General features: G+C 66.7%; 23 protein-coding genes. 10 read left to right on the forward strand and 13 right to left on the reverse strand.

Annotation, left to right across the window (positions count from 1 at the left end):
* Positions 1–26: 26 nt before the first annotated feature.
* A complete protein-coding gene (locus ACJH7A_RS25480; RefSeq protein WP_162563658.1) occupies positions 27–194 on the reverse strand; it encodes a hypothetical protein in 168 nt (55 codons plus the stop codon).
* A gap of 17 nt (positions 195–211) precedes the next feature.
* Positions 212–385, reverse strand: coding sequence for a hypothetical protein (locus ACJH7A_RS25485; RefSeq protein ID WP_170212399.1), 174 nt, complete (start codon positions 383–385; stop codon positions 212–214).
* 117 nt (positions 386–502) lie between these two features.
* On the opposite strand from ACJH7A_RS25485, the gene ACJH7A_RS25490 reads away from it, so the two are divergent.
* Complete coding sequence (locus ACJH7A_RS25490; protein WP_061006721.1) at positions 503–1,096, forward strand: TlpA disulfide reductase family protein; 594 nt, start codon at positions 503–505, stop codon at positions 1,094–1,096.
* Between the two features lie 227 nt (positions 1,097–1,323).
* On the opposite strand, the gene ACJH7A_RS25495 is transcribed toward ACJH7A_RS25490, so the two are convergent.
* Positions 1,324–1,950, reverse strand: a complete 627-nt coding sequence (locus tag ACJH7A_RS25495) for a phosphatase PAP2 family protein (RefSeq protein ID WP_061006720.1) — start codon at positions 1,948–1,950, stop codon at positions 1,324–1,326.
* Between the two features lie 448 nt (positions 1,951–2,398).
* Here ACJH7A_RS25495 and ACJH7A_RS25500 point away from each other — a divergent pair, with 448 nt between their 5' ends.
* Positions 2,399–3,829, forward strand: coding sequence for a HAMP domain-containing sensor histidine kinase (locus tag ACJH7A_RS25500; RefSeq protein ID WP_267325094.1), 1,431 nt, complete (start codon positions 2,399–2,401; stop codon positions 3,827–3,829).
* 402 nt (positions 3,830–4,231) lie between these two features.
* Positions 4,232–5,497: an Ig-like domain-containing protein gene (locus ACJH7A_RS25505; RefSeq protein WP_110917513.1), complete on the forward strand. Its 1,266-nt coding sequence runs from the start codon at positions 4,232–4,234 to the stop codon at positions 5,495–5,497.
* A 35-nt stretch (positions 5,498–5,532) separates the two neighbouring features.
* Here ACJH7A_RS25505 and ACJH7A_RS25510 read toward each other — a convergent pair whose 3' ends face one another.
* Positions 5,533–5,973, reverse strand: a complete 441-nt coding sequence (locus ACJH7A_RS25510) for a hypothetical protein (RefSeq protein ID WP_110784132.1) — start codon at positions 5,971–5,973, stop codon at positions 5,533–5,535.
* 110 nt (positions 5,974–6,083) lie between these two features.
* On the opposite strand from ACJH7A_RS25510, the gene ACJH7A_RS25515 reads away from it, so the two are divergent.
* The 3 genes from ACJH7A_RS25515 (at position 6,084) to ACJH7A_RS25525 (ending at position 8,332) form a co-directional block, all read left to right on the forward strand.
* Entirely contained in the window at positions 6,084–6,821 is a 738-nt protein-coding gene (locus tag ACJH7A_RS25515) for a response regulator transcription factor (RefSeq protein WP_061006718.1), read from the forward strand.
* Between the two features lie 180 nt (positions 6,822–7,001).
* A complete protein-coding gene (locus tag ACJH7A_RS25520) occupies positions 7,002–7,391 on the forward strand; it encodes a BlaI/MecI/CopY family transcriptional regulator (RefSeq protein WP_061006727.1) in 390 nt (129 codons plus the stop codon).
* The gene (locus tag ACJH7A_RS25525) at positions 7,388–8,332 is read left to right on the forward strand and encodes a M56 family metallopeptidase (protein ID WP_138230751.1); all 945 of its coding nucleotides are present in this window, start codon (positions 7,388–7,390) and stop codon (positions 8,330–8,332) included. The genes ACJH7A_RS25520 and ACJH7A_RS25525 overlap by 4 nt, the downstream gene beginning before the upstream one ends.
* Positions 8,333–8,385: 53 nt before the next feature.
* Here ACJH7A_RS25525 and ripB read toward each other — a convergent pair whose 3' ends face one another.
* Both ripB and ACJH7A_RS25535 read right to left on the reverse strand, forming a co-directional pair.
* Positions 8,386–9,027 carry an NlpC/P60 family peptidoglycan endopeptidase RipB gene (gene ripB / locus ACJH7A_RS25530; protein WP_234785388.1) on the reverse strand — a complete coding sequence of 214 codons (642 nt, stop codon included), beginning with the start codon at positions 9,025–9,027 and terminating at the stop codon, positions 8,386–8,388.
* A gap of 293 nt (positions 9,028–9,320) precedes the next feature.
* The gene (locus ACJH7A_RS25535; RefSeq protein ID WP_142383140.1) at positions 9,321–10,781 is read right to left on the reverse strand and encodes a hypothetical protein; all 1,461 of its coding nucleotides are present in this window, start codon (positions 10,779–10,781) and stop codon (positions 9,321–9,323) included.
* Between the two features lie 20 nt (positions 10,782–10,801).
* On the opposite strand from ACJH7A_RS25535, the gene ACJH7A_RS25540 reads away from it, so the two are divergent.
* The 4 genes from ACJH7A_RS25540 (at position 10,802) to ACJH7A_RS25555 (ending at position 13,589) form a co-directional block, all read left to right on the forward strand.
* Entirely contained in the window at positions 10,802–11,392 is a 591-nt protein-coding gene (locus ACJH7A_RS25540; RefSeq protein WP_061009838.1) for a TetR/AcrR family transcriptional regulator, read from the forward strand.
* The gene (locus ACJH7A_RS25545) at positions 11,389–12,033 is read left to right on the forward strand and encodes a YHS domain-containing protein (protein WP_061004513.1); all 645 of its coding nucleotides are present in this window, start codon (positions 11,389–11,391) and stop codon (positions 12,031–12,033) included. The genes ACJH7A_RS25540 and ACJH7A_RS25545 overlap by 4 nt, the downstream gene beginning before the upstream one ends.
* 278 nt (positions 12,034–12,311) lie before the next feature.
* A complete protein-coding gene (locus ACJH7A_RS25550; RefSeq protein ID WP_061004511.1) occupies positions 12,312–12,569 on the forward strand; it encodes a hypothetical protein in 258 nt (85 codons plus the stop codon).
* Positions 12,570–12,713: 144 nt separating this feature from the next.
* Positions 12,714–13,589, forward strand: a complete 876-nt coding sequence (locus ACJH7A_RS25555; protein WP_082761872.1) for a polysaccharide deacetylase family protein — start codon at positions 12,714–12,716, stop codon at positions 13,587–13,589.
* A 36-nt stretch (positions 13,590–13,625) separates the two neighbouring features.
* Here the strand turns inward: ACJH7A_RS25555 and ACJH7A_RS25560 are convergent, their stop codons facing one another.
* The 7 genes from ACJH7A_RS25560 to ACJH7A_RS25590 all read right to left on the reverse strand — a co-directional run bounded on the left by ACJH7A_RS25560 (position 13,626) and on the right by ACJH7A_RS25590 (position 19,483).
* Positions 13,626–14,873, reverse strand: a complete 1,248-nt coding sequence (locus tag ACJH7A_RS25560) for an MFS transporter (protein ID WP_179970404.1) — start codon at positions 14,871–14,873, stop codon at positions 13,626–13,628.
* On the reverse strand, positions 14,873–15,898 hold the full coding sequence (locus ACJH7A_RS25565; protein ID WP_406802935.1) for a PLP-dependent cysteine synthase family protein: 1,026 nt from the start codon (positions 15,896–15,898) through the stop codon (positions 14,873–14,875). Before ACJH7A_RS25565 ends, ACJH7A_RS25560 begins: the two co-directional genes overlap by 1 nt.
* 200 nt (positions 15,899–16,098) lie before the next feature.
* A complete protein-coding gene (locus tag ACJH7A_RS25570; RefSeq protein ID WP_138230749.1) occupies positions 16,099–16,503 on the reverse strand; it encodes a hypothetical protein in 405 nt (134 codons plus the stop codon).
* A 242-nt stretch (positions 16,504–16,745) separates the two neighbouring features.
* Positions 16,746–17,159, reverse strand: coding sequence for a phosphatase PAP2 family protein (locus ACJH7A_RS25575; RefSeq protein ID WP_406802934.1), 414 nt, complete (start codon positions 17,157–17,159; stop codon positions 16,746–16,748).
* A 138-nt stretch (positions 17,160–17,297) separates the two neighbouring features.
* Positions 17,298–18,359 carry an IS630 family transposase gene (locus ACJH7A_RS25580; protein ID WP_016895231.1) on the reverse strand — a complete coding sequence of 354 codons (1,062 nt, stop codon included), beginning with the start codon at positions 18,357–18,359 and terminating at the stop codon, positions 17,298–17,300.
* 43 nt (positions 18,360–18,402) lie between these two features.
* Complete coding sequence (locus ACJH7A_RS25585) at positions 18,403–19,056, reverse strand: MspA family porin (RefSeq protein ID WP_061007236.1); 654 nt, start codon at positions 19,054–19,056, stop codon at positions 18,403–18,405.
* A gap of 121 nt (positions 19,057–19,177) precedes the next feature.
* Positions 19,178–19,483 (reverse strand): hypothetical protein, encoded by a 306-nt coding sequence (locus ACJH7A_RS25590; RefSeq protein WP_138230746.1) that lies wholly within the window; start codon positions 19,481–19,483, stop codon positions 19,178–19,180.
* Positions 19,484–20,365: the final 882 nt, after the last annotated feature.

The raw sequence follows: 20,365 nt of genomic DNA on the forward strand, positions 1-20,365 counted from the left end.
TTCAGTTGTCTGGTCGGTGCGATCGGTCACGCGCCCTGATCTCTCTGTTCACGCAACTGCGCCAACTCCTTACGTAACTCGGCCACCTCGGCGCTCGTCGTGGACGTACCGGCACAACTCGAGCTTTTGCCTCGCCGCATCGGCCGCACGCAAAAGACATAGGTCAGCACCACCGCCGCGGTGACGATCAGCACCGCGCCCCAGCTTGACATCAGAGCTGGTGCGCCCGTGAGGACTTCAGTTCGGCGATGTCGGCCCGCAGCTGGGCCACCTCACGCTGTTCTGCGTCGGCGGGGCTGTGATTGCCGCGCATCATCATCCACATCATCACACCCATCCCAATCGGGCAGGCCAAAGGCGCCGCCGCTAGCAGAAACTGAGTCATCGTGGCATCCCTCTCGCGTTCCGACCCGTACTTTTGGTGCACCGGATCAACACCGTCTACTATCTCCGTACCTAGATAGTAGACGTTGTCTAGTGTCACCGCCATCGAAGGGACCTCATGCTGAACCGGTTGCGCGTGAGGGCACTGGCTGTCGTGCTGGCCGGTGTGCCGATCCTGGCCGGCTGCAGCATCGGCACGGACGCTGTCGCGCAAGGTGGCACCTTCGAATTCGTCTCCCCCGGCGGCAAGACTGACATCTTTTACGACCCGCCACCATCGCGCCGCGTCATCGGGGACCTCGGTGGCATCGCCCTGATGGACTACCGGCCCATTGCGGTGTCTGACTTTGCGGGCAAGGTCGTCGTCGTCAACGTCTGGGGAGCGTGGTGCGCACCGTGCCGCACCGAAACCCCGGAACTGGAGAAAGTGTTCACTGCCACCGAACCGCTCGGCGTCGCATTTCTGGGTGTAGACGTACGCGACAACCGTGCCACGGCACAGGATTTCGTTACGGACCGCCACGTGATGCATCCATCGATCTTCGACCCCGCGATGCGTAGCGTCATCGCGTTGGGCAAGGGCTATCCGACGAGCGTGGTACCCACCACACTGATTCTCGATCGCCACCGACGCGTCGCTGCGGTGTTCCTCAAAGAACTGCTCGCCACGGATCTGCAGCCGGTCGTCGAACGGATCGCCGCGGAGTCCTGAGGGGCGTCGCATTAGCGGTCCTGCATGACCACACCGGCGCTGGCCAAACGATCCGATCCCGCCAACGCCTTCAGGCGCGACTCAAACCCGAACCAGAGGTTCGATGCGTGCCCCTCTGATGACCACAACCGAATTCCACAGCGCCTGGCTCCACGGGAATAGACGTACCCGAACCCGGCCGCATACACGGTCATCGGCCGCGCCGATACAGCCCTGCCACGGTCTGGCTACCAATGGGCTCGTGGCGGGTTCGGATCAGTGGTGCCAGACTCGGCGGCCTGTGCGGTGAGCAGGACGCGTAGCCATGTCCTGCGAGCGTGGCCGATGAGCCGGCGCAGCAGTGGTCGCGCCAGGGCGTACCCGGCCAGACTGATCGCGAACCCCAGCGTGAGCCCGGCAAGCACATCGCCGGGATAGTGTGCGCCGACGTACACGCGAGCGAACGCCATGAACGCGGCCGCCAGCACGGTGATGATGCCCAGGTATCGGTTCACCAGCCACATTCCCGCTGCGACCGCCGCGGCGATAACGGTGTGGACGCTGGGGAAACCGCCATCGGTGTTGCAGTGCAGGACCACGATGTCGTGCAGCGCATTGCATGGACGGGTCTCGTTCACCGCCAAAGCGATCGGATCGTAGACCACCAGCGCGGCAAGGACGCCCAGTGGCGTCCACAGCGCCGCGGCCATCGCCGCCGGACCGCTGCTCTTGCGAGCGACCCACCAACCGGCGATCATCAGCGCGGCGAACACCAGAATCCCGTTGTTGGCGTATCCGGCGACAACCGGCTGCAGCCACGGAGTGTTCCGGGCAAAACCGTTGATGACGTAGAAGATTCGCGTGTCGAGGTTCATTATGGTCTTTCAATCAAAAGCGGAGCATCGGTGAAGTGGAGCTCGCGCGAATAGTCGAGTACACCGCATCGCGGCGGCCGGTGCCACGATCGGCTATTCGGACAAGCCGGCGCCCCCGGCGCGGTATCGGGTTGAGGGATCCCTGACTCTAATGCGCCCACGCAATGGCCGCCATCATGAGAATTGGATATGAACTACGTGACAACTACGTACTTCGGCCCGATACTCAACCCATGATCTGGACCGTGGAAGCAAACGCAGTCCCGCAATCGGAGGTGCCGTCGATAGGCAGTCGCAGCTGGGCAGGATGGCCGGATGCCCAGAACCTCTGTGCTGCACCGCATACGGGTGCACATTCACGTGGCCAGCGGCAAGAGTTGGGGTGAGATTGGCCCATCATCGGTCCCGCTGGGGCCTGCGCAAGTTGAGTACTCAGCTGGTTCTGGGCGTGTCGGCACTCGTGTCCGCGCTGGTATTGGCTCTTGGCGCGCTATCGATCTACACGCTTCACGCATATGTAACAGCCATGGGCGACAACGCGGTTCGTTCTTCGCTCGCAGTGTTCCAGCATATGTACGACGGGTCGCTCGCCAGCGCAGCGCGCCATGCCGGCCTGGCTGGGTTGACAGGCCAGGCGCCTGGCACGGTCATCGCCGTCATGCGCGGCGGCCATGTCGCTGAGGCGGCGATGTTTACCGATACTGGCCCCGGCCTGCCCCCGATGACTGCGGTGAACTCGCTTGAGTCGTTAAGTTCACTTGCGACGGCCTCGCCGCACACCGTCAGCCTCGGGGAGCTGGGAACTTATCGACTGGCAGGCGCCGATGTCGGCCCCGGCGTGAGTCTGATCTCCGCCGTCTCGATGCACGCGGCGAACCAGATGATCGCAACGAAAACGGTTGCTGTAGTTGTTATTACGATCATCGCCGCGCTGACTGCCGCCGCGTGCACCGTCATCTTGGTCCGACGCGCATTGCGCCCCTTGCATCGGGTCGCGGCCGTTGCTGCTCAGGCGTCTCAAGCGCCGCTGGGCGAAGCCGGTCACCGCATCACGATGCGTGTCCGGCGCGATGACGCGGCCCCTGACAACGAGGTGGGCATTGTCGGGGACGCATTGAATCGGCTGTTGTCCAGTGTCGATGCCGGACTGGTGGCGCGCGGGCGGGAGGAGCGGCGTATGCGGCGCTTTCTCAGTGATGCGAGCCATGAACTGCGCACTCCGCTGGCTTCCATCCGCGGCTACGCCGAACTGACCAGGCAGGATAGCGCAGCGCTTCCTCAGACTACCGAGTATGCGCTGGCACGCATCGAAGCCGAATCCTGCAGGATGACCGCGCTAGTCGACGACATGTTGCTGCTCTCGCGCCTGGATGAGGGACGCGCCCTCGATTTCTCAAGCGTGGAATTGAGTGCATTGGTCAGCGACGCCGTGAGCGATGCCGCCGTTGCCGCACCGGACCATCGGTACACATCCGAGCTACCGGAAACCCCGGTGTGGGTGCGGGGGGACGCTGCCGCCCTGCACCAAGTGGTGATGAATCTGCTCGCGAATGTGCGGGCACATACGCCGCCGGGCTCCACAGCCGTTGTCTCGCTGCGGGTTTTGAGCGGTGAGAACATCGCTGAACTTTCCGTCTCTGATGATGGCCCCGGCATTGACCACACGATGGTGGGCGACATCTTCGGCAGATTTGTCCGGGCCCGAACACCGGGACCCGAGGGAAGTCCCAGCACCGGGCTGGGGCTGGCGATCGCCAAAGCCATCACCGAGGCCCACGACGGCAGCATCGGCGTCGACGCAAGTCCGGGGCAGACCACCTTCCGCGTGCGCCTTCCCCTGGGCGATCCATCGATGTCGGAGGTGGAGGTGCACCGGTAGCGGCCGCTGCCGAGTCGTCAGATACACGCCGGGTCGGCGCTCGGTGGCATGCGCGAGGGGCGGGCGACGATCAAAGGAGAAGCTCGGTCACGTCAATGTTCCCGGCGCACACGGCGCCCTGCACCCTCGGCGCATACCACTGCACATCGGGCTGCAACGCTGACGCGCCCGCACGAGCGGATCAGTGATTGCCTGGGCGGGAGCTCGCGTGTCCCAGGCAGCGAAAACGCCGCGATCTAGCCGTGCCGAAGTCGCGGCTAATCCACAGGGCACCAACTCATTTCGACCGATGATCGGCTACCGTCCCATCGTCCGGTACGCCACACAGCGTCTACTATATTTGTCAGTAGTTCATGGCATGGTCGTGCGCAGCCGCGGTCCGAATGTCGAAGACAGGGGGCGGTGTTGGGCATCAGCGGGAAAACCTGGGCGCGGGCGGTGGCCTCGGTGTTGTTGGCGGTGGCGCTGATCGGCGGCGGGGTCATCATCTTCACGCAGCGCTGCGGGTTCGGTTGTGCCGGTGACCGTGGCAGCGCCGCGCAGTCGACGGCCCGGCCGCCCACCGTGCCTGTCACGCTTGTCCTGGCTCCGCCATCTGGGGCTGAGCAGGTCGACCCGTTGGCGCCGGTCACCGTGACGGCGGCATCGGGCACCGTGACCGAGGTGGTCATGGTCAACGACCAAGGCCGACGAATCGATGGCGTGCTGACACCCGATGCGACGGTCTGGAAACCGGTCGCCGCGCTGGGGTACGGGCGCACCTATACCGTCACAGCGACGGCCGTCGGTGCCGCGGGCACCCCGATTCAACAGACGTCGACGTTTTCCACCCTCGTACCCGGCAACCAGACGGCCGTGTCGCTGCGGACCACCGGCGGCGCACCGCTGCGCGATGGACAGCGTTACGGCATCGGCACGGTCGTCGTGGCACGGTTCGATGAACCGATTACCGACAAGGCCGCTGCGGAACGCCGACTGGTGGTGACCACGAGTCCGCCGGTGCAGGGCTCCTGGTACTGGCTCGATGACCAGACCGCGCATTGGCGTCCGCCGCAGTACTTTTCCCCGGGCACTACGGTCACCGTCGAAGCGAACATCTACGGCGTGGCGGTCGGCGACGGGCTCTACGGGCAGGAGGACGCCCGGGTCAGCTTCCAGATCGGGGACGCCCACGTGGCGATCGCCGACGACAACACCAAACAGGTCACGGTGTTCGACAACGGAGCGCTGGTGCGCACCATGCCGACATCAATGGGTATGGGCGGCAGCCAGACGATCAACGGACAGACGATCTCGTTCTGGACCCAGCGCGGCATCTACACCGTGCTGGACAAGGCCAACCCGGTCATCATGGATTCCTCGACCTACGGGCTACCGATCAACTCTCGCCTGGGTTACCGCGAAAAGATTTCCTGGGCCACGCGGATCAGCATTGACGGGATCTACCTGCACCAGCTCGACAGCACGGTGTGGGCGCAGGGCAACACCGATGTCTCGCATGGTTGCTTGAACCTCAATGCCGAAAACGCCCAATGGTTCTACGACTTTTCGGTGCCCGGCGACGTCGTGGAGGTACGCAACACCGGCGGTGAGCCGCTACAGATCTGGCAGAACGGCGATTGGAGCATGCCCTGGGAGCAGTGGCGCCGCGGCAGCGCGCTGCCCTGATATATCCCGTCAATGGTGCTGCTGCGCAACAACACTCACGGCGCGGGCAGCGGGCACACGTCGCGGGCGGTCAGGCGCCGCCGCAACGCCCATCCCAGCGCGAGCAGGGACGCGATCGCGATCAGCGGCTGCAGCGGGGCCCACATGCTCAGCGCCCCACTGATCCCGACCGCGGCCACGACCAGTTTGTTGCACACCGGACAACCCACGGCCAGCAGTGACCCAATGTTGGCGACCGCGCCGGCGCCGGTGCGGCGCTGCACAGGACCGGCACCCGGTCGCCGCACGTAGGTGGCGATGAACAAGCCGCTCATGACGGCGGTGGCCACCCACACGAGGTAGCTCCACCAGGTGGGCGGTGTCATGCGGGTGTACCAGGGGGTGGCGAGCAGACCGGTGGGGATACCGATCGCCAGCCACACCACCGCCGCTCCCGCCGCGGCCACCAGCCAATGAACCGACGTCCACCGTGTCACGGCCGCCTCCCGCTCCCGATAACTACTAAGCTGCATAGTACTAATGCAAATAGTAAATCGCTGGGGCTGGACCGGCAGCCGGTCACCCCCCGCGAACGAGAAGGGAAGCGGTGACGATCGAGACCGTACGCAGCCACGCGAGATGTCGGGTGCTGATTGTCAATGACGCGGCGGCGCCGAGCTCCGAGGTGACTGACTGTCTGCAGCGAGCAGGCTTCGAGGTCGCCATCACTCCCGACGGTACGGGGGCGCTGCGGTTGGCCCGGAGCACCGCGCCCGACGTTGTGGTTCTCGACGTCGTGCTGCCGGACATTGACGGGCTGTGGGTATGCCGCGAGTTGCGCTCGTTCTCCGATGCCTATGTGGTGCTGGGCAGTATGTGCGATTCCGCGTCGAGTGTGATTGCCGGCCTCACGGCCGGCGCCGACGATGTCGTCAGGCTGCCCTGGCATGCCGAAGAGCTGCTTGCGCGGATACGGGCAATGCTGCGTCGGCCCCGACGGCACGACGGTCACGCCGAAGCCGACACCGGGGCGGGCCGCGGCGAGGTTCGGGTCTTTGGCACATTATCGATCGACGTCGAGGCGCGCCGGGTCGTTGTCGGCGATGAACCGGTGGCGCTGACCCGCACCGAGTTCGACATCCTGGCCGCATTGTCGGCGCGGCCAGCGGCAGTGGTGAGTCGGCACGAATTGCTGGCAACCGTGTGGGGCCGGTCGTGGGCGGGTGAAAAGAACGTGATCGACGTGCATATCGGGCATCTGCGCCGCAAGCTCGAGGACGACCCCGCAGTACCTCGCTTTGTGGTGAATGTGCGTGGCGCTGGTTACCGGATGGGTACCGGATGACGCGGTGCATCCATCACGCCGAGTAGCCCCGCTTTCACCAAAGCCGGGCCGGGGGTCCCACAGGCGACCGGCATACACCGCGCTGTCGCTGTGTGGATGTGGTGGACGAGGGCGCGGCTGCCCGCCCTACCGGGGGTGCCGCGGTAGGCTCGCCGACAAGGCGTGTGAAGGGTGTACCGGGTGCGAGTACGAGGGTTCGGGGAACTGGAAGCGGTTGTCATGGAGCGGGTGTGGAATCACCTGCCGGATGCGGTCACGGTACGCGAGATTTTCGACGAGCTCAGCGAGCAGCGGCGCATCGCATACACCACGGTGATGTCGACGATGGACAATCTGCACACCAAGGGCTGGCTGGAACGCGAACGCGACGGCCGGGCCTACCGCTACTTGCCGGTGATGAGTCGTGAAGAGCACACCGCGCAGTTGATGCGCGATGCGCTCGACGGCGGCGGACGGTCGGATCTGGTGTTGAGCTATTTCATCGAGCAGATCGAGCCCGATGACTCCGAGCATCTGCGCACAGCGCTGCGCCGCATCGCGCGACGGTCCGGCAAGCCGAAAACATCATGAACGCCGCCGGCCTGCTGGTTGCCCACGGCATCGTGCTGGGCGTGGCCGGTCCGCCGGTGCTGGCGCGACTGACCCATGGCGGCCACGCGCCGCGCAGCGGCATCGCGGCATGGCTGGTCGCGATCGTGGCGTTTCTGGTCAGCTGGCTCGCCGTCGGCGTGCTGGTCGCCGGTGACGTGCTGCGGCACTGGCACCAGACCCGGTCGCTGGTCGCCTCGTGCGTGGAATTGCTGTGCGACCTGGCGGCGGGCCGGGCCGGGGGCATCGCGCAGGTAACGGTGCTGGCCGCGGTAGCGGCCGCGGCCGCGGGTGTCGTGTTCTCGGGTGCGCGCCTGACCCGCACCATCGTGCGACTGCGGGCCAAGGCACATCGGCATTCCGAGGCCATCCGCTTGGTGGGCCAACCAACCGCTGACGCGGACGTGTATGTGATGCAGACCCCCGAGCGGGCCGCATATTGCGTGTCGGGCCGCCCGGCGACCATCGTGGTCACCAGTGCGGCGGTGGCGGCCCTCGGGGAACGTGAACTGGCCGCCGTGATCGCCCACGAACGCGCCCATGTCGCGGGCCGGCACCTGGCCATCGTCACGGCGATGCGCGGCGTGGCGTTGATCCTGCCGCGGGTGCGTCTGATCACCCGCGGCGCCACCGAAGTCGCGCGGCTGCTGGAGATGTGCGCCGACGACGCCGCCGCGGCCCGCTACGGCAGGCGGGCCCTGCTGGACGGCTTGATGGCCCTGGTCGGTGCGGCTCCTGCCTCGGCGCTGGGGGCCGCCGACGTCGCCGTCTTGCACCGCGCCGAGCGCCTGGCCTGCCCGGCCACCCAGCGGGTGCGGATCGGCACCCAAGCAGCCCTGGGCAGTGCCTCCACCCTGATCGCTGTGGGTCCACTGGCCGTCGCGGCCTTGTGCGCCTCGGGCGTGTGGATGTGCGCCCTCTAACGCAGCGCGCTACCGACGCACAAGGCCGCGGCCCCAGGGGGCCGGCGCTGGCGCTACGTTTCGATGATGCGGGTGACGTACGGGGTCATGCCGCCGCGGCGCACCGGCGAAATCTTCACGGGCACACCGGTTTGTTGGGCTTCGAGCATCTGGCCGCCGCCCAGGTAGATGGCTTCGTGCTGCCCCCCTCCGGGGCCCCAGAACAGCAGATCGCCGCGTTTGGCTTCCGACGGCGGCACTTTGCGTCCCGCGTTGTACTGATCGCCAGAGAAGCGCGGCAGGTTGATACCCACGCCGGCGTAGGCATACCGGGTCAGCCCGGAACAGTCGAATCCGACCGTGTCCGCACCGGAGTCGATGCCGCGGCTCGGGCCGGTCAGGCTGCCGCCACCCCAGGAGTAGGGGACACCAATCTGTGAACCGGCCCGGCGGATCACATACTCGATCGCTTGCTTGCCGTAGACCCGGTTGCCCCGCACCGTCGCGGCGGGCGCCGCCGTGGGACTGCCGATGCCCAGGGTGCTCAGAAATTTGTGGCCGAGGTCCATGGTGGTCTGGGCCGCCATCGCCGTCGCTTGCAGCGACGCATTGGCGATCGCCAGCGGGTCGCCCGGCGCCCCGGCGCTGAGCACGCTCGGCAATGACGGGTCCCATCCTCCCGCGGCCAAAGGTTCGGCCTGAGCCGGCGTGGCCATCGCGACCACCGTCGACACCGTCGCTGCCACATAACCGATCCGCCGCAGCCATCCTCGTGCCCGAAGGCGCGCAGGGGCCGCGGTTCGGCGTCGGGAACGATACGTGCGCGATAGTGAGGCCATCGGCTCAGTTCTCCTTATGCCCGGGTGTGCTGCCCGCCATCACATGAGTGATCTACGGCCAGTCCAAGTACGTAGTTGCGCCGTACTGTGAGCCACGGTACATCACTTTCGTCACACTGGTTAACTCTCGCACCAAATTTCATTGATGTAATTTGTTGCGGCAGCGGACTTTACGCGCCGTGGTGACGGTGTGGACTGCGACGGACCGCGGCGGCGCCGAGCCCGAGCAGGGCGATGCCGACCAGATAAATGGGTGTGCCGGCGGCGATTTCGGCGCTGCGGTGCCCGGCCCCGGTGCCCGCGGGCCGGTACAGCACCCGGGTCTGAGTGAGCTGTCCGGCGGTGCCCGCGTCGACCGGCAGCCAGGCCTCGGTGTTGTCATCGCCCTCGCGCAGTTCGACGTAGGTGAACCAGCGGCCGGACCCGGGCACCGTCACTGTCCCGGCGTAGCGGCACAGGCCGGTTTGACGCAGGTCACCGGTGAACGTCTGGCCGGCGCGCCGGGCGGCTAGACGGATCGGCGTGGTGTGTTCACAGTCGCCGGTGTCGGTCAAGCGGGCGGTCATGGTGATCTGGCCGCGCCCGTCGGTGTCGGCGGTGAGGTCGACGGTGGCTACCGCCGGGCCCTGCCCCGGGTCGTGGGCGTGCGCACGCCCCGCGCCGGTGGCCAAGGCGCTACCGCTGATCAGCACCGCCACGGCGGCGGGCAGCGCGGCCCGCGACCGGCGCGACGACCCGAGGGCCAGGACAAGGGTGCTGATCACGATCACCGGCACGGCGGTGATCGCCACCGCGTCGGGATGGGCGCTGGCCAGCCTGAGCGCGCTGGCACCCCATGCGAGGGTGGCGGTGGCCAGTGCGGCGGCCGCAGGGCGTGCCAGCCGTCCGGGCAGTGGCAGGTCGTAGACCGCCAAGCCGAGCACCGCGAGCGGCAGGTCCGGGGTGCTGCGCCCCAGTGTCGCCAGCGCCGCGATGATCAGCAGCCGCAGCGCGGCGTAGCCGGCGACCGCGAGCGTGACCGGGGCGCCGCCCGGGACCGCGCGCCCGATCACGTGGGCGGCCAGCAGGCCGGCGGCCAGCATGATCGGCAGGTAGAGGGTCTCGGTGAACTGCGGGACCCCGGTTTCGTACTCGAAGACCAGTGCCTCGGCGTTCGCCAGCAGCAGAGCACCGGCCGCGGCCCGCAACGCCGCGGCGTTCGGGTCGATACCCGCCAGTGCGCCCAGGGCGATGGCGATTGCGGCGAAGATCACCAGCATGTGCGGCGGGCTCCACTCCACCGCGTCGCGGCCGAACGCGTCATGCCACGCATTGTCGATCGGCGCCGCCGCCAGCGCGGTGACACCGCCGAGGCACGCCGTGACCACCGGCCGCTGGGACAGGGTGGCCCGCAGCGAGCGCAGCGCCACCAGAACCCGCACACCCCACGCAGCGATCGCCAGGCCGACCACCGCCATCGCCCCGTACAGCATCAGATGGGCGGGGGTCCAGAAACTGTCGCGGCCGATGTCGGTGTGCCAGGACTCATCCCAATAGGTGGCCACAATCCCGAGGGCCCCGGCCGCGCAGACCGTCCAGCCCAGACCCACCGGCAGGCTGAGACTATTACGAGTCACTACTGAGACATTCATGTCTCAACTATGATGAGGGCATGCCTCAACGTCAAGGAGTTGTCGACCAGTCCCTGCTCGATGCCACCGCCGCGGCGATCGCCCGGTGGGGACTGCACGCCCTGACCCTGGAACGAGTCGGCATCGAGGCCGGGATGTCACGGGCCACGATCTACCGGCGCGGTGTCACCCGCGACGATCTGATCGCCGCGGTCACCGCGCAGGCGGCCGACACCTACACCCGCGCCATGCTGCCGGCGTTGGCCCAACCGGGCTCGGCGGCCGACCGGCTGCGCATTGCCCTACAGGCCTTGTGCGCCACAGCCGATGAGCACCTGCATGTGCTGGCCGGGTTTTTTCTCGCCCGCGGCGAGGTGTTCCACCAGCCCGGACCCGACGCGCTGATCGTCGATGTCTTCGCCGAACCATTCGAACGGCTGCTCCGCGATGGCGCCGCCGACGGCAGCCTGCGGGACCTGCCCCCCACCGTGACCGCCACCGTGCTGTTCAACCTGGTCGGCTGGGGCTATATCCACCTGCGCGCCGCGCACGATTGGAACGCGGCCACCGCCGCGGACGCCATTATCGGCATCATCTTGCGCGGCACCCTCGCCTGCGGTGCCCACCCATGACCGTCGGCGCGTGGACGTTCACCATGATCGACCTGGCCGGGTTCACCGCCCTTACCGAGGCGCACGGCGACGAATACGCCGCCGACCTCGCGGTCGACTTCGCCGACCTCGCCCGAACCGCCCTGGCGCCGGGCGATCGGTTCATCAAGTCGATCGGCGATGCGGTACTCCTGGCGTCCCCCGATCCCACCGCAGGGATCTACCTGACACAGCGGGTCCTCGAGCGCTGCGCCACGAAAGACCACTACCTGCTGACCAGGACGGCCCTGCACCACGGCCCCGCCGCCGGGCGCGGCAACGACTTCTTCGGCGCCGCGATCAACCTGACCGCGCGCCTGGCCGCACATGCCGGCGCCGGACAGACGTTGGCCACCGATACCGTCGCCGGTGCGGCCCGCGCCCTCGGCGTGCCCGTCGAGGATTTAGGCGAAACCACCTTCAAAAACCTCAGCGAACCCATCGGTGTTCACGCATTGCACCTCGGCGCCCCCTCGCCGGTGTCAACGGTCGACCCCATCTGCCGGATGCGCATCGAGCATCAGCAGGCCGCCGGATACCTGCGCCACCACGGCCACGAATACTGGTTCTGCTCACTGAAGTGCGCGGCGCAATTCGCGCGCGAGGCCGCCGACCAGCCGTAGCCGGTGCACCCCCGACCTCGGGTCCATTGCCTTTGGGCGTCGCCGCTGGCATCGCCCGCCGACATCGTCCGCGCCACGGCTTTCGACTCCAAAAGTGTTGGCCAGCACCAGATGCGCACCCATCCACCCGCGCCGGCAGCCCGGGCGCCGGGCGGGGACGAGCCGGTCGCGGCGAGTCGCAACTGGCCGATGTCGGTCGGCACTGACGGCCCCTTCACAGGTCCACCATTTACTATGCAACTCAGTACTACCGCGATCCATAGTGAAGGTGAGCCACGATGAGTCCGATCCGTCGCGTACGTCCCACCCGCGCGTCGCTGTACACCGCGGGCTACCGGCGTGAGCGCCGCCGGCGGCTGGTGGGGTGGGCCCTGGTCGGCATCGGGGCGGTGATGGCCGTCGTGCACGGCATCACTCACCTCGGCCGGCTCACCCTCATCGGCTACCAGGACCTGCTGCTGGGCTATCCCATGGCCAGCGTGCTGGTGCTCGGCGGTTTCATCCTGGTCGGCTGGACTGCGAAACCAACACGGTGACAGCAACCTGCTACCCCCGGCGGGATGCGGTGGTTCCCGCGGCCGGATTGCGGCCGTTCGGGGGCTACCACAGCGAACCAGGGTCATCATCGCGACGCGATACACGGCGCGCGGCGCCGTGCACGAGAGATCAGAGGTAGGACCATGCCCATACAACGCACCGCCTTCGGCCGGTGGTGGAAGCTGGGCTCGTTCCTGGTCGTGCTGGTGACCGTGTCGGCCGTGCTGGTGGTCGTGGCCCGCCGGCAATGGGACCGCGACGCCGACCACATCGACTGCGCCACCAACAAATGCATCGCCTTGACCTTCGACGACGGCCCGTCCCCCTTCACCGACCGGCTCCTTCGGGTGCTAGCCGCCCGCGGCGCCAAAGCAACGTTCTTCCTTATCGGCAACAAAGTGGCCGCCAACCCCGATGCCGCGCGCCGAATCGACAACGCCGGCATGGAAATCGGCAGCCACACCTGGGAACACCCCAACATGTCCACGATCCCGATCGCCGACATCCCCGCGCAACTACGCAAAGCCACCCAGGCACTGCAGGCCGCCACCGGCCGTACCCCCGACCTGTACCGGCCCGCCGGCGGGCTGTCCTCGCCAGCCGTGCGCGCCGAAGCCGGCCGGCAAGGACTCGCTGAAATACTGTGGGACGTCATCCCGTTCGACTGGATCAACGACGCCAACCTGGCCGCGAGCACGTACATGCTCAAGACCCAAATCCGACCCGGATCGGTGGTGCTGCTGCACGACACCTACTCCAGCACCGTCGACCTGGTGTACCAATTTCTTCCGGTCTTGATCGCCAACGGCTACCACATGGTGACCGTCAGTCACCTGCTCGGCCACCGCGAACCCGGGACCAGCTACGGCGGCCGGGAAAACGGCCCACCCGCCAACGCCCTCGTCGACATCGCCCCGGACAAGATCCCCACCCTGGCGCCGACCCCATCGCCCAAACCGGCCCCCAACCTGCCGATCACCGACATCCCCAACCAAAACCCCGGCGGCCCACCCGCATAGGCGACCCCGCCTCCCAAACAAGGACCACCCTCACAGTCAGTGGGCGCCGACGGCCTGCAGGGCCAATCGTCCGGTCTTGTGCAGCCGGTACAGGGCCAGCGCGACCAGCAGGCTGATCGCCGTGAGCGACACCCAGACCAGTTCCGGCCGGCCGGCATGGCGCGCCGTCTCCATCAGCGCACCCGTGGCGAGATTTCCCACCAGGATGCCGACGCCGACGATGGTGTTGTAGAAGCCGTAATACGTCGCGACCAGCCGGTCGCCCGCCAGCGACACCACGGTGTCCATCTCGAACGGATAGACCGCGGCCGAGCCGACGGCCAGCAGCGCGGCCGTCAGCAACAGCGCGGCAACCGCGGCCGGTTGCCCCCACCGGTCATCGGGCACCACGATGAGCGGGACGAACGCCGCCGCGAGCACCAGCACGCCGATGGTCAGCGACTGGGCGCGGCCGTAGCGTGCCGTGAACCAGGCCGTGATGCGGATCTGTCCACCGATGGCGACCAGCCCCGATACCGCGAAAACTGCTGCCACGATGGCCGATTCATGGTGCGGCGACAGCACCGCGGCGTGTAGCGGCAGCGCCAGGTACACCTGGAACGTCACCACGTAGGTGCCCACCATCGACGCCGCGAACAGCAGGAACGGGCGGTTGGCGAGCACGGTGCGCCAGTCGTGCAGGATCGAGACCCGTTCGGTGACAGCATGATCGGCGTGGTCCTTCGGCAGCGCGAACAGCTGCGCGATGGTCAGGACTGCAAACACCACCGCCGCCATGCCCGCCGTCACCCGGAAGTCCAGCGCCATCAGGGCCAGTCCCACCAGCGGACCGGCCAGGATGCCGCCCTGATAGAAGACGTTGAACACCGTGAACGCCGCCACCCGGCGCTCGCCCGAGTCCGCGGCCAGGTAGGCCCGCACCGCCGGGTTGAACAGCGCCCCCGCGAAACCGGTTGCCGCCGAGGCGATCAGCAACGCCGGCAGGGACTGTGCGACCGCCAGCAGCCCGAACGCGGCCGTGCGCAACAGACAGCCCGCCACGATCAGCGGCTTGTAGCCCAGCCGGTCGGCCAACGTCCCACCGACGATGAACATGCCCTGCTGCGAGAAGTTCCGGACCCCGAGCACCAGCCCGACAGCCCAGCCGGCCAGGCCGAGCGGGCCGGCCAGGTACCCGGCCAGATACGGCATCAGCATGTAGAAGCCGAGGTTGATGCCGAACTGGTTGAGCATCAGCACCCGGCTGGGCCAGCCGAAGCTGCGGAACTGCGTGAGCACCGGCATCACAGCGATGCCGCGTCGGGCCTGCGCACCGTCGTGCAGCGGGTCCACGAATCCACCACGCGCTCAGCGTGGTCCGCGATCACCGCGGGCTCGGCGGGCGGCTCGATGCCGAGCAGATTGTGCTGTCGGCAGTAGTCGTCGTTGTAGACGGTGTCGAAATACCGTTGCGGCCCATCGGGAAAGATCGCGGCGATCGTGGTGTCCGCGTCGTGGTGGCGGGCCGCCCAACCGGCGACCAGAGCGACTGCGCCGCCGCTCCAGCCGCTGCTGGCATAGCTTGTCGAGGCCAGTGCCCGGCACGCCCACACTGCCTCGGCGGGTGCCACCCAGTGCACCTCGGAGAACGCGTCGTAATCGACGTTGTCGGGGTAGATGCTCGACCCCAGGCCACGCATCAGCCGGCTCTGCGCGGGCTGGCCGAAGATCGTCGACCCGATGGTGTCGACGCCGATCAGTTTCAGGTCGGGATTGAACTCCCGCAACACTTTTGCCACCCCGGCCGAATGCCCGCCGGTGCCCACCGAGCACACCAGGATGTCGACGATGCCCAGCTGCGACTGCAGTTCGAGCGCGAGGTCGCGGTACGCGTCGACGTTGTCGGGGTTGTTGTACTGGTCGGGGTACCACGCGGTGGGGTCACCGGCCAGGATCTCCGCGACCCGGTCGCGGCGGGCCTGCTGCCAGCCGCCGGTCGGGTGGGGCTCGGTGACCAGGTCGATGTCGGCGCCGTACGCGGCCAGCATGCGCAGCATCATCGGTTCCATGCCGGGATCGGTCACCAGCGTGACCGGGTGCCCGTACACGGTGCCGGCCAGGGCCAGACCGAGTCCGAGTGTGCCGCTGGTGGATTCGACGATCCGGGCGCCGGGCAACAGGTCGCCGCGGGCCCGGCCGCGTTCGACCATGTACATGGCGGGCCGGTCTTTCATACCGCCGGGGTTCACGCCTTCGAGCTTGGCCCAGAAGCCGCGGTCGTCGGTGGTGAACGGGGCGGTGATCCGCAGCACCGGGGTGCCGCCGACCATGGTGCCCGGCCGGTCGTAGCGGGCCAGCCGGCACGGCCGGGCTACCGAGTGGGAGTTGGTGGACTTTCTGGGCAGGACAAGATTGGTTGAACTATTCATGGGTGCATCACTTTTCACTGATTCCGCCGCGTGGCGCGGAGGAGAAGAATTGGCGGCGGACACCGACCGGCCACACGACGCGGGCGGTCTGCGCTAGCCGATCAGCGTCGAGAAATGCACAGGCGAGTTAACAACCTTCGGCCGTTCTCAACGAGGACATCAGGTTCGGGCGGGCCGCGGCCGGCGGCCAGCCGGTGCGCACGCCAGCACATCAACGCGGTGCGCAGCAATACGGCAACACCGAGTTCCAGGAGAGTGGAGTTGGCCCGCGGTAGTCCGGCGGTGGCTTCCATGTCTGGCGCTAATGCAGTCACCACGTCCCGAAGGTGGGGGTGCTGCTCAACCATCGTCGATGGCGCCAGCGGGCTTGCCGTGATCGACGCTTGAGCAGGATGGGCGTGGGGTGGGTCGACATGGCGAGCACCCAGCTGAATGCCGATCGCGAGCGCGATAACGGTGACGAGCAGCGCGGCGATTGCATGCCGTCGCGTCGTCGGGGAAGTCACGTTCGCGACTGTACCGGCAGATCGATGGCCGTGGCTGTGCCGCAGATCACCAAAATACGAAACGTTACCGAGTTCAAAGAACATTCAAATCTGTTGTGGCACTGAGCTACTGAGCTAGTCCGGGTCGGCGCGCGGATCTGTATCCCAGCGCGCATCGCGCCCGGCGATGTGCGCTGGGATACAGGCCTCGGGCGGTCAGCCTTCCCCGGCTCCTAGGGAAGGCTGACCGCTGGACAGAGGGTTCACCGGCGCTGCCGCGACGTGGGCGTGCTACAACGCAATCCCAAAATGCTGATCACGCCCCGCGCCAGGCCGGCCGGCACGGCATGCGGATAGTGTGCGGCGACGCAGACACGCGCGACGGCCATGCCGATCGCTGCGACTGTGGCGAGGAGGGTGAGCCACCGGTCGATGCGCCACAGGCGCGGACTGTGGGTAACGCGCCGCCGGAGGCGCAACGCAAGACCGTGATGTCGTGGCACGCGTTGCGCGGACGGGTTTCGTTGATGCTGACTGCGATCGGGCGGTAGACCACCAGCGCCGCGTGTCCACCGAGCGGGGCCCACAGGACTGTCACCATCGGCGCCGGACCGTCGGCTGTGCGGGCGAGCACCGTGCCGCAACCAGCAGGGCCACAAAGACCACGCCGCCGGCATTGGCTCAGCCCGTCAGCAGGCCTTGTGGCCACGGCGTGGGCCGAGCGAACTCCCTGAGGGCTCATCCGGGACCTCCGTTAACGCGATCGCTGACGGCTCGCAGCGCCGCCTGTGGGTTCGAGGCCATCTCGCGTCTACCTAGTGTCGCGCGTCTGAATTTGTTTTACGGGCGTGGGGCAGGATTTCGTCGGCGGTCTTGGTCCACACGAATGGGTGGCAACGTTGGTTCCAACCGTCGATGAATGCGCCGATGGCTGCGATGAGTTCTTTGACGCTGTCGAACGATCCCCGGCGGATCGCTTGGCGGGTGATGATCGAGAAGAACACTTCGACCATGTTCAGCCAGGAACCTGATGTCGGGGTGAAATGCAGTGTCACACGCGGATTCTTGGCTAGCCACGCGTTGATGTCCGCATGCTTGTGGGTGTGGTAGTTGTCGCACACCACATGTAGCCGGCGCCTCGGATACGCCCGGGCCACGGTCTTGAGGAAGTCGAGGAACTCGGCTTTGCCGTGACGTTCATAGCAGCGGTCGGTCACTTTCCCGGTCGCGATCTCCAGTGCCGCGAACAGGGTCGCGGTGCCGTTGCGCTGGTAGTCGTGTGTGGCCTTCTCTGGCAGACCCGGGCGCATCGGCAGGATCGGTTGGGTCCGGTTCAGTGCCTGAATCTGCGATTTTTCGTCTACGCACAAAACGATCGCTTTCTCGGGCGGGTTCAGATACAGCCCGACGACGTCACGAACTTTGGCTTCCAGTTCGGGGTCGGTGGAAAACTTGAACGTCTGGCGGCGCCACGGTTTGACCCCGTAGCGTCGCCACGCCCGGGCCACGGTGGCATCCCCGACGCCGAGGTACTTACCCAGCAGACGACTCGACCAGTGCGTCACCGCCAACGAATCCGGCGGCGGATCGAGTGTGGCCGCCAGGATCGCCGCGTCATCGACAGTCTTAGGTCGACCACTACGGGGTTCATCGTCCAGACCGTCAATGCCTAACGCGGCGAACCGATCCCGCCACTTGATCACCGTCGGCCGCGACACCCCCACCAGTCGGGCCGCTCCCGACGTGCCCGCACCATCGCCCACGGCCAACACGATCCGGGCCCGCTCAACATGGCCGGCAGGCATCGTCGAGGACCGTGTCCACGACTGCAATGTCGCACGATCCTCATCACTGATCACCAACGCAGATGACGGCATACACCATCATCGCACACTGTAAACTAATTAATGACGCGCGACACTAGTTCATGTTCCAGGGCTCACCGTACGTGGTCACCGAGTCGCCGGTCTTTGCTATGAGTCGGGCGAACGGACGAACCATCACACCACCAGCTGCACCAGTCACGGTGCCGTGGGCGTTGGCCACGGCCACCCCGCCGGCCGGGCCGGACACGTCCACCGAGAACGTCGCCACCTCCTGGACACCCGGACCGTTGCCCAGGTCCGCGGAGATCGACGCGCCCGGGAACAGGTTCGGCGTGATGACGCCACCCCAACGGTTACCGATGCCGATACCAGGAAAGAAAGTCTCCGGCGTCACGTTGTCGAGCAGGATGTTCGGCGTGGTGTAGGCGAAGTTGATACCCACACCCAACGACCACGGAAAGCCGATCTGATAACCCAATTCCAAGGTCCCGGCGAACTCGTCGCAGGCCTTACCGGCGCAGCTGTACTTGGCCCGACCCGAATGGAACCACTCACGTGTCAACCGGTTGCGGTCCATCGGAAACACCCCATTGAGGAAGGTGTCCCACTGCTGCACCGTCAACGTCCGATCCTGGCCGTCGGCCAGACTCTGCTCATTATCGAGGCTCGCATGGGACGCGCCCGCGCCCAGCAATAGCGACGACACCGTCGCGCCGGTCACCACCAGCAGCCGACTGAAAGCCTTCATGGTCTCCTTCTGGGCCTTGGTTTGATCGAACTGCGCACCGCTGCTGGCGACGAGCGACGTCGACCGGATTCGAGAGGCCGTCGGTGCTTCCCCGACTGCGGCGCCGGCGCCGAGTTTTGTCCTAGGCCGCCGCGGGGCCGCAATCCAACCTGACGTAGACCGTTGCCCGCGGCGGGTACGCGCCGCGGGTAGGCCTGAGGTTGGGGGTGGCTTTGACCCGCGACACCGAGGTGACCGCGCAGTGTTCCATCGGGCCATCACCGACCTTGCTGACGATGACGCGGTTGCCTTCCGATTGGAGCCGGTCAATCGTCTCGCTCGCCGAGCCGTGCGACGGCGGGGACGCTGCGGCGGCTCCGGTTCCCAGCACGAGCACGGTGGCCACACTTGCCGCGCCGAGCGCGAACATGCCTGCAGTTCTTCTCATGATGTGTCTGCTCCTTGACTGCCGGACTCTGCGCCGCCATGCGGCGACATGCTGCTGATGTAGGAATGCCTGTCGGTGAACCAGGTCTGAATACCCGTCACCTGAATGGCAGATGTGTGTATTAGCCTCCAGCGCAGGAGGATTCGCTGACCGCGGACTTCGGTCGCCTATGGCCACGAACGCGCAGACGGTGTGGCCGGATCGCGTCCGCCAGTGCCGACCGTGGTGTCCGCGGGCGGGACCACCCGAGCGACCCGTGTTGAGCGTTCATGAACATGCGTTGGATGGTGACGGCGTTTGCCTCCCGGTAGATCGCGGCCCGGCGGATGTATCCGTTGTCAGCCGCAATATGGTTGCTTCGTAACGGATTAGAGAAGTGCAGTGATCCAGTTACTGAGTTAGACCGTATTTTGCGGTGTTGCACGCGTCAATCGCGATGAACGGACGCATAGAGGATTCATACCAAGATCGGCGCAGCCACGTCGCAACACCGCGAAGGCGGCGACAACCTGTCAAAAGTGTTGGTAATTGGTGTGTTAGCGCGTCCGCTTCACCCGCGGCCTGCCCGCGCTGCATCCAGGCCCCTTTAGAGTTCCCTATGAACTACGTGACAACTACGTACTGAGGTTCAACGATGAACAGTGCGTGTACCGGTGCGCCGACCCAGCCGCACCGGTCAGGCCAAGGCCGTTGCTCGCGATGTGCGTATCCCACTGGGCTACCGATGATTTCGGAGCGCGCAGCGGTCTGGAGCACAAACGGGGTGTGCAGCCGCAATGTGGCGGCCGCCCATGTGGAATTCTCTGAAAGGACTCTCAATGAGCCTGTCAAGCCGCCGCAGTGGTGATCTGAGGCGTGTTGGGCTGCCAGGTTCTGTTGTCG

Source organism: Mycobacterium sp. SMC-17 (genome assembly GCF_045310915.1).
Lineage (GTDB): Bacteria > Actinomycetota > Actinomycetes > Mycobacteriales > Mycobacteriaceae > Mycobacterium.

Bases quoted from the DNA above. Each gene is read 5' to 3' on its own strand.
- ACJH7A_RS25565 (WP_406802935.1), bottom strand. From the start codon at position 15,898: ATGGTCGGCGGCACCCCGGTGCTGCGGATCACCGCCCCGTTCACCACC.
- ACJH7A_RS25525 (WP_138230751.1), top strand. From the start codon at position 7,388: ATGAACGCCGCCGGCCTGCTGGTTGCCCACGGCATCGTGCTGGGCGTG.
- ACJH7A_RS25560 (WP_179970404.1), bottom strand. From the start codon at position 14,873: ATGCCGGTGCTCACGCAGTTCCGCAGCTTCGGCTGGCCCAGCCGGGTG.
- ACJH7A_RS25535 (WP_142383140.1), bottom strand. From the start codon at position 10,781: ATGAATGTCTCAGTAGTGACTCGTAATAGTCTCAGCCTGCCGGTGGGT.
- ACJH7A_RS25545 (WP_061004513.1), top strand. From the start codon at position 11,389: ATGACCGTCGGCGCGTGGACGTTCACCATGATCGACCTGGCCGGGTTC.
- ACJH7A_RS25550 (WP_061004511.1), top strand. From the start codon at position 12,312: ATGAGTCCGATCCGTCGCGTACGTCCCACCCGCGCGTCGCTGTACACC.
- ACJH7A_RS25495 (WP_061006720.1), bottom strand. From the start codon at position 1,950: ATGAACCTCGACACGCGAATCTTCTACGTCATCAACGGTTTTGCCCGG.
- ACJH7A_RS25580 (WP_016895231.1), bottom strand. From the start codon at position 18,359: ATGCCGTCATCTGCGTTGGTGATCAGTGATGAGGATCGTGCGACATTG.
- ripB (WP_234785388.1), bottom strand. From the start codon at position 9,027: ATGGCCACGCCGGCTCAGGCCGAACCTTTGGCCGCGGGAGGATGGGAC.
- ACJH7A_RS25585 (WP_061007236.1), bottom strand. From the start codon at position 19,056: ATGAAGGCTTTCAGTCGGCTGCTGGTGGTGACCGGCGCGACGGTGTCG.
- ACJH7A_RS25575 (WP_406802934.1), bottom strand. From the start codon at position 17,159: ATGCCGGCGGCGTGGTCTTTGTGGCCCTGCTGGTTGCGGCACGGTGCT.
- ACJH7A_RS25485 (WP_170212399.1), bottom strand. From the start codon at position 385: ATGACTCAGTTTCTGCTAGCGGCGGCGCCTTTGGCCTGCCCGATTGGG.
- ACJH7A_RS25490 (WP_061006721.1), top strand. From the start codon at position 503: ATGCTGAACCGGTTGCGCGTGAGGGCACTGGCTGTCGTGCTGGCCGGT.
- ACJH7A_RS25555 (WP_082761872.1), top strand. From the start codon at position 12,714: ATGCCCATACAACGCACCGCCTTCGGCCGGTGGTGGAAGCTGGGCTCG.
- ACJH7A_RS25590 (WP_138230746.1), bottom strand. From the start codon at position 19,483: ATGAGAAGAACTGCAGGCATGTTCGCGCTCGGCGCGGCAAGTGTGGCC.
- ACJH7A_RS25540 (WP_061009838.1), top strand. From the start codon at position 10,802: ATGCCTCAACGTCAAGGAGTTGTCGACCAGTCCCTGCTCGATGCCACC.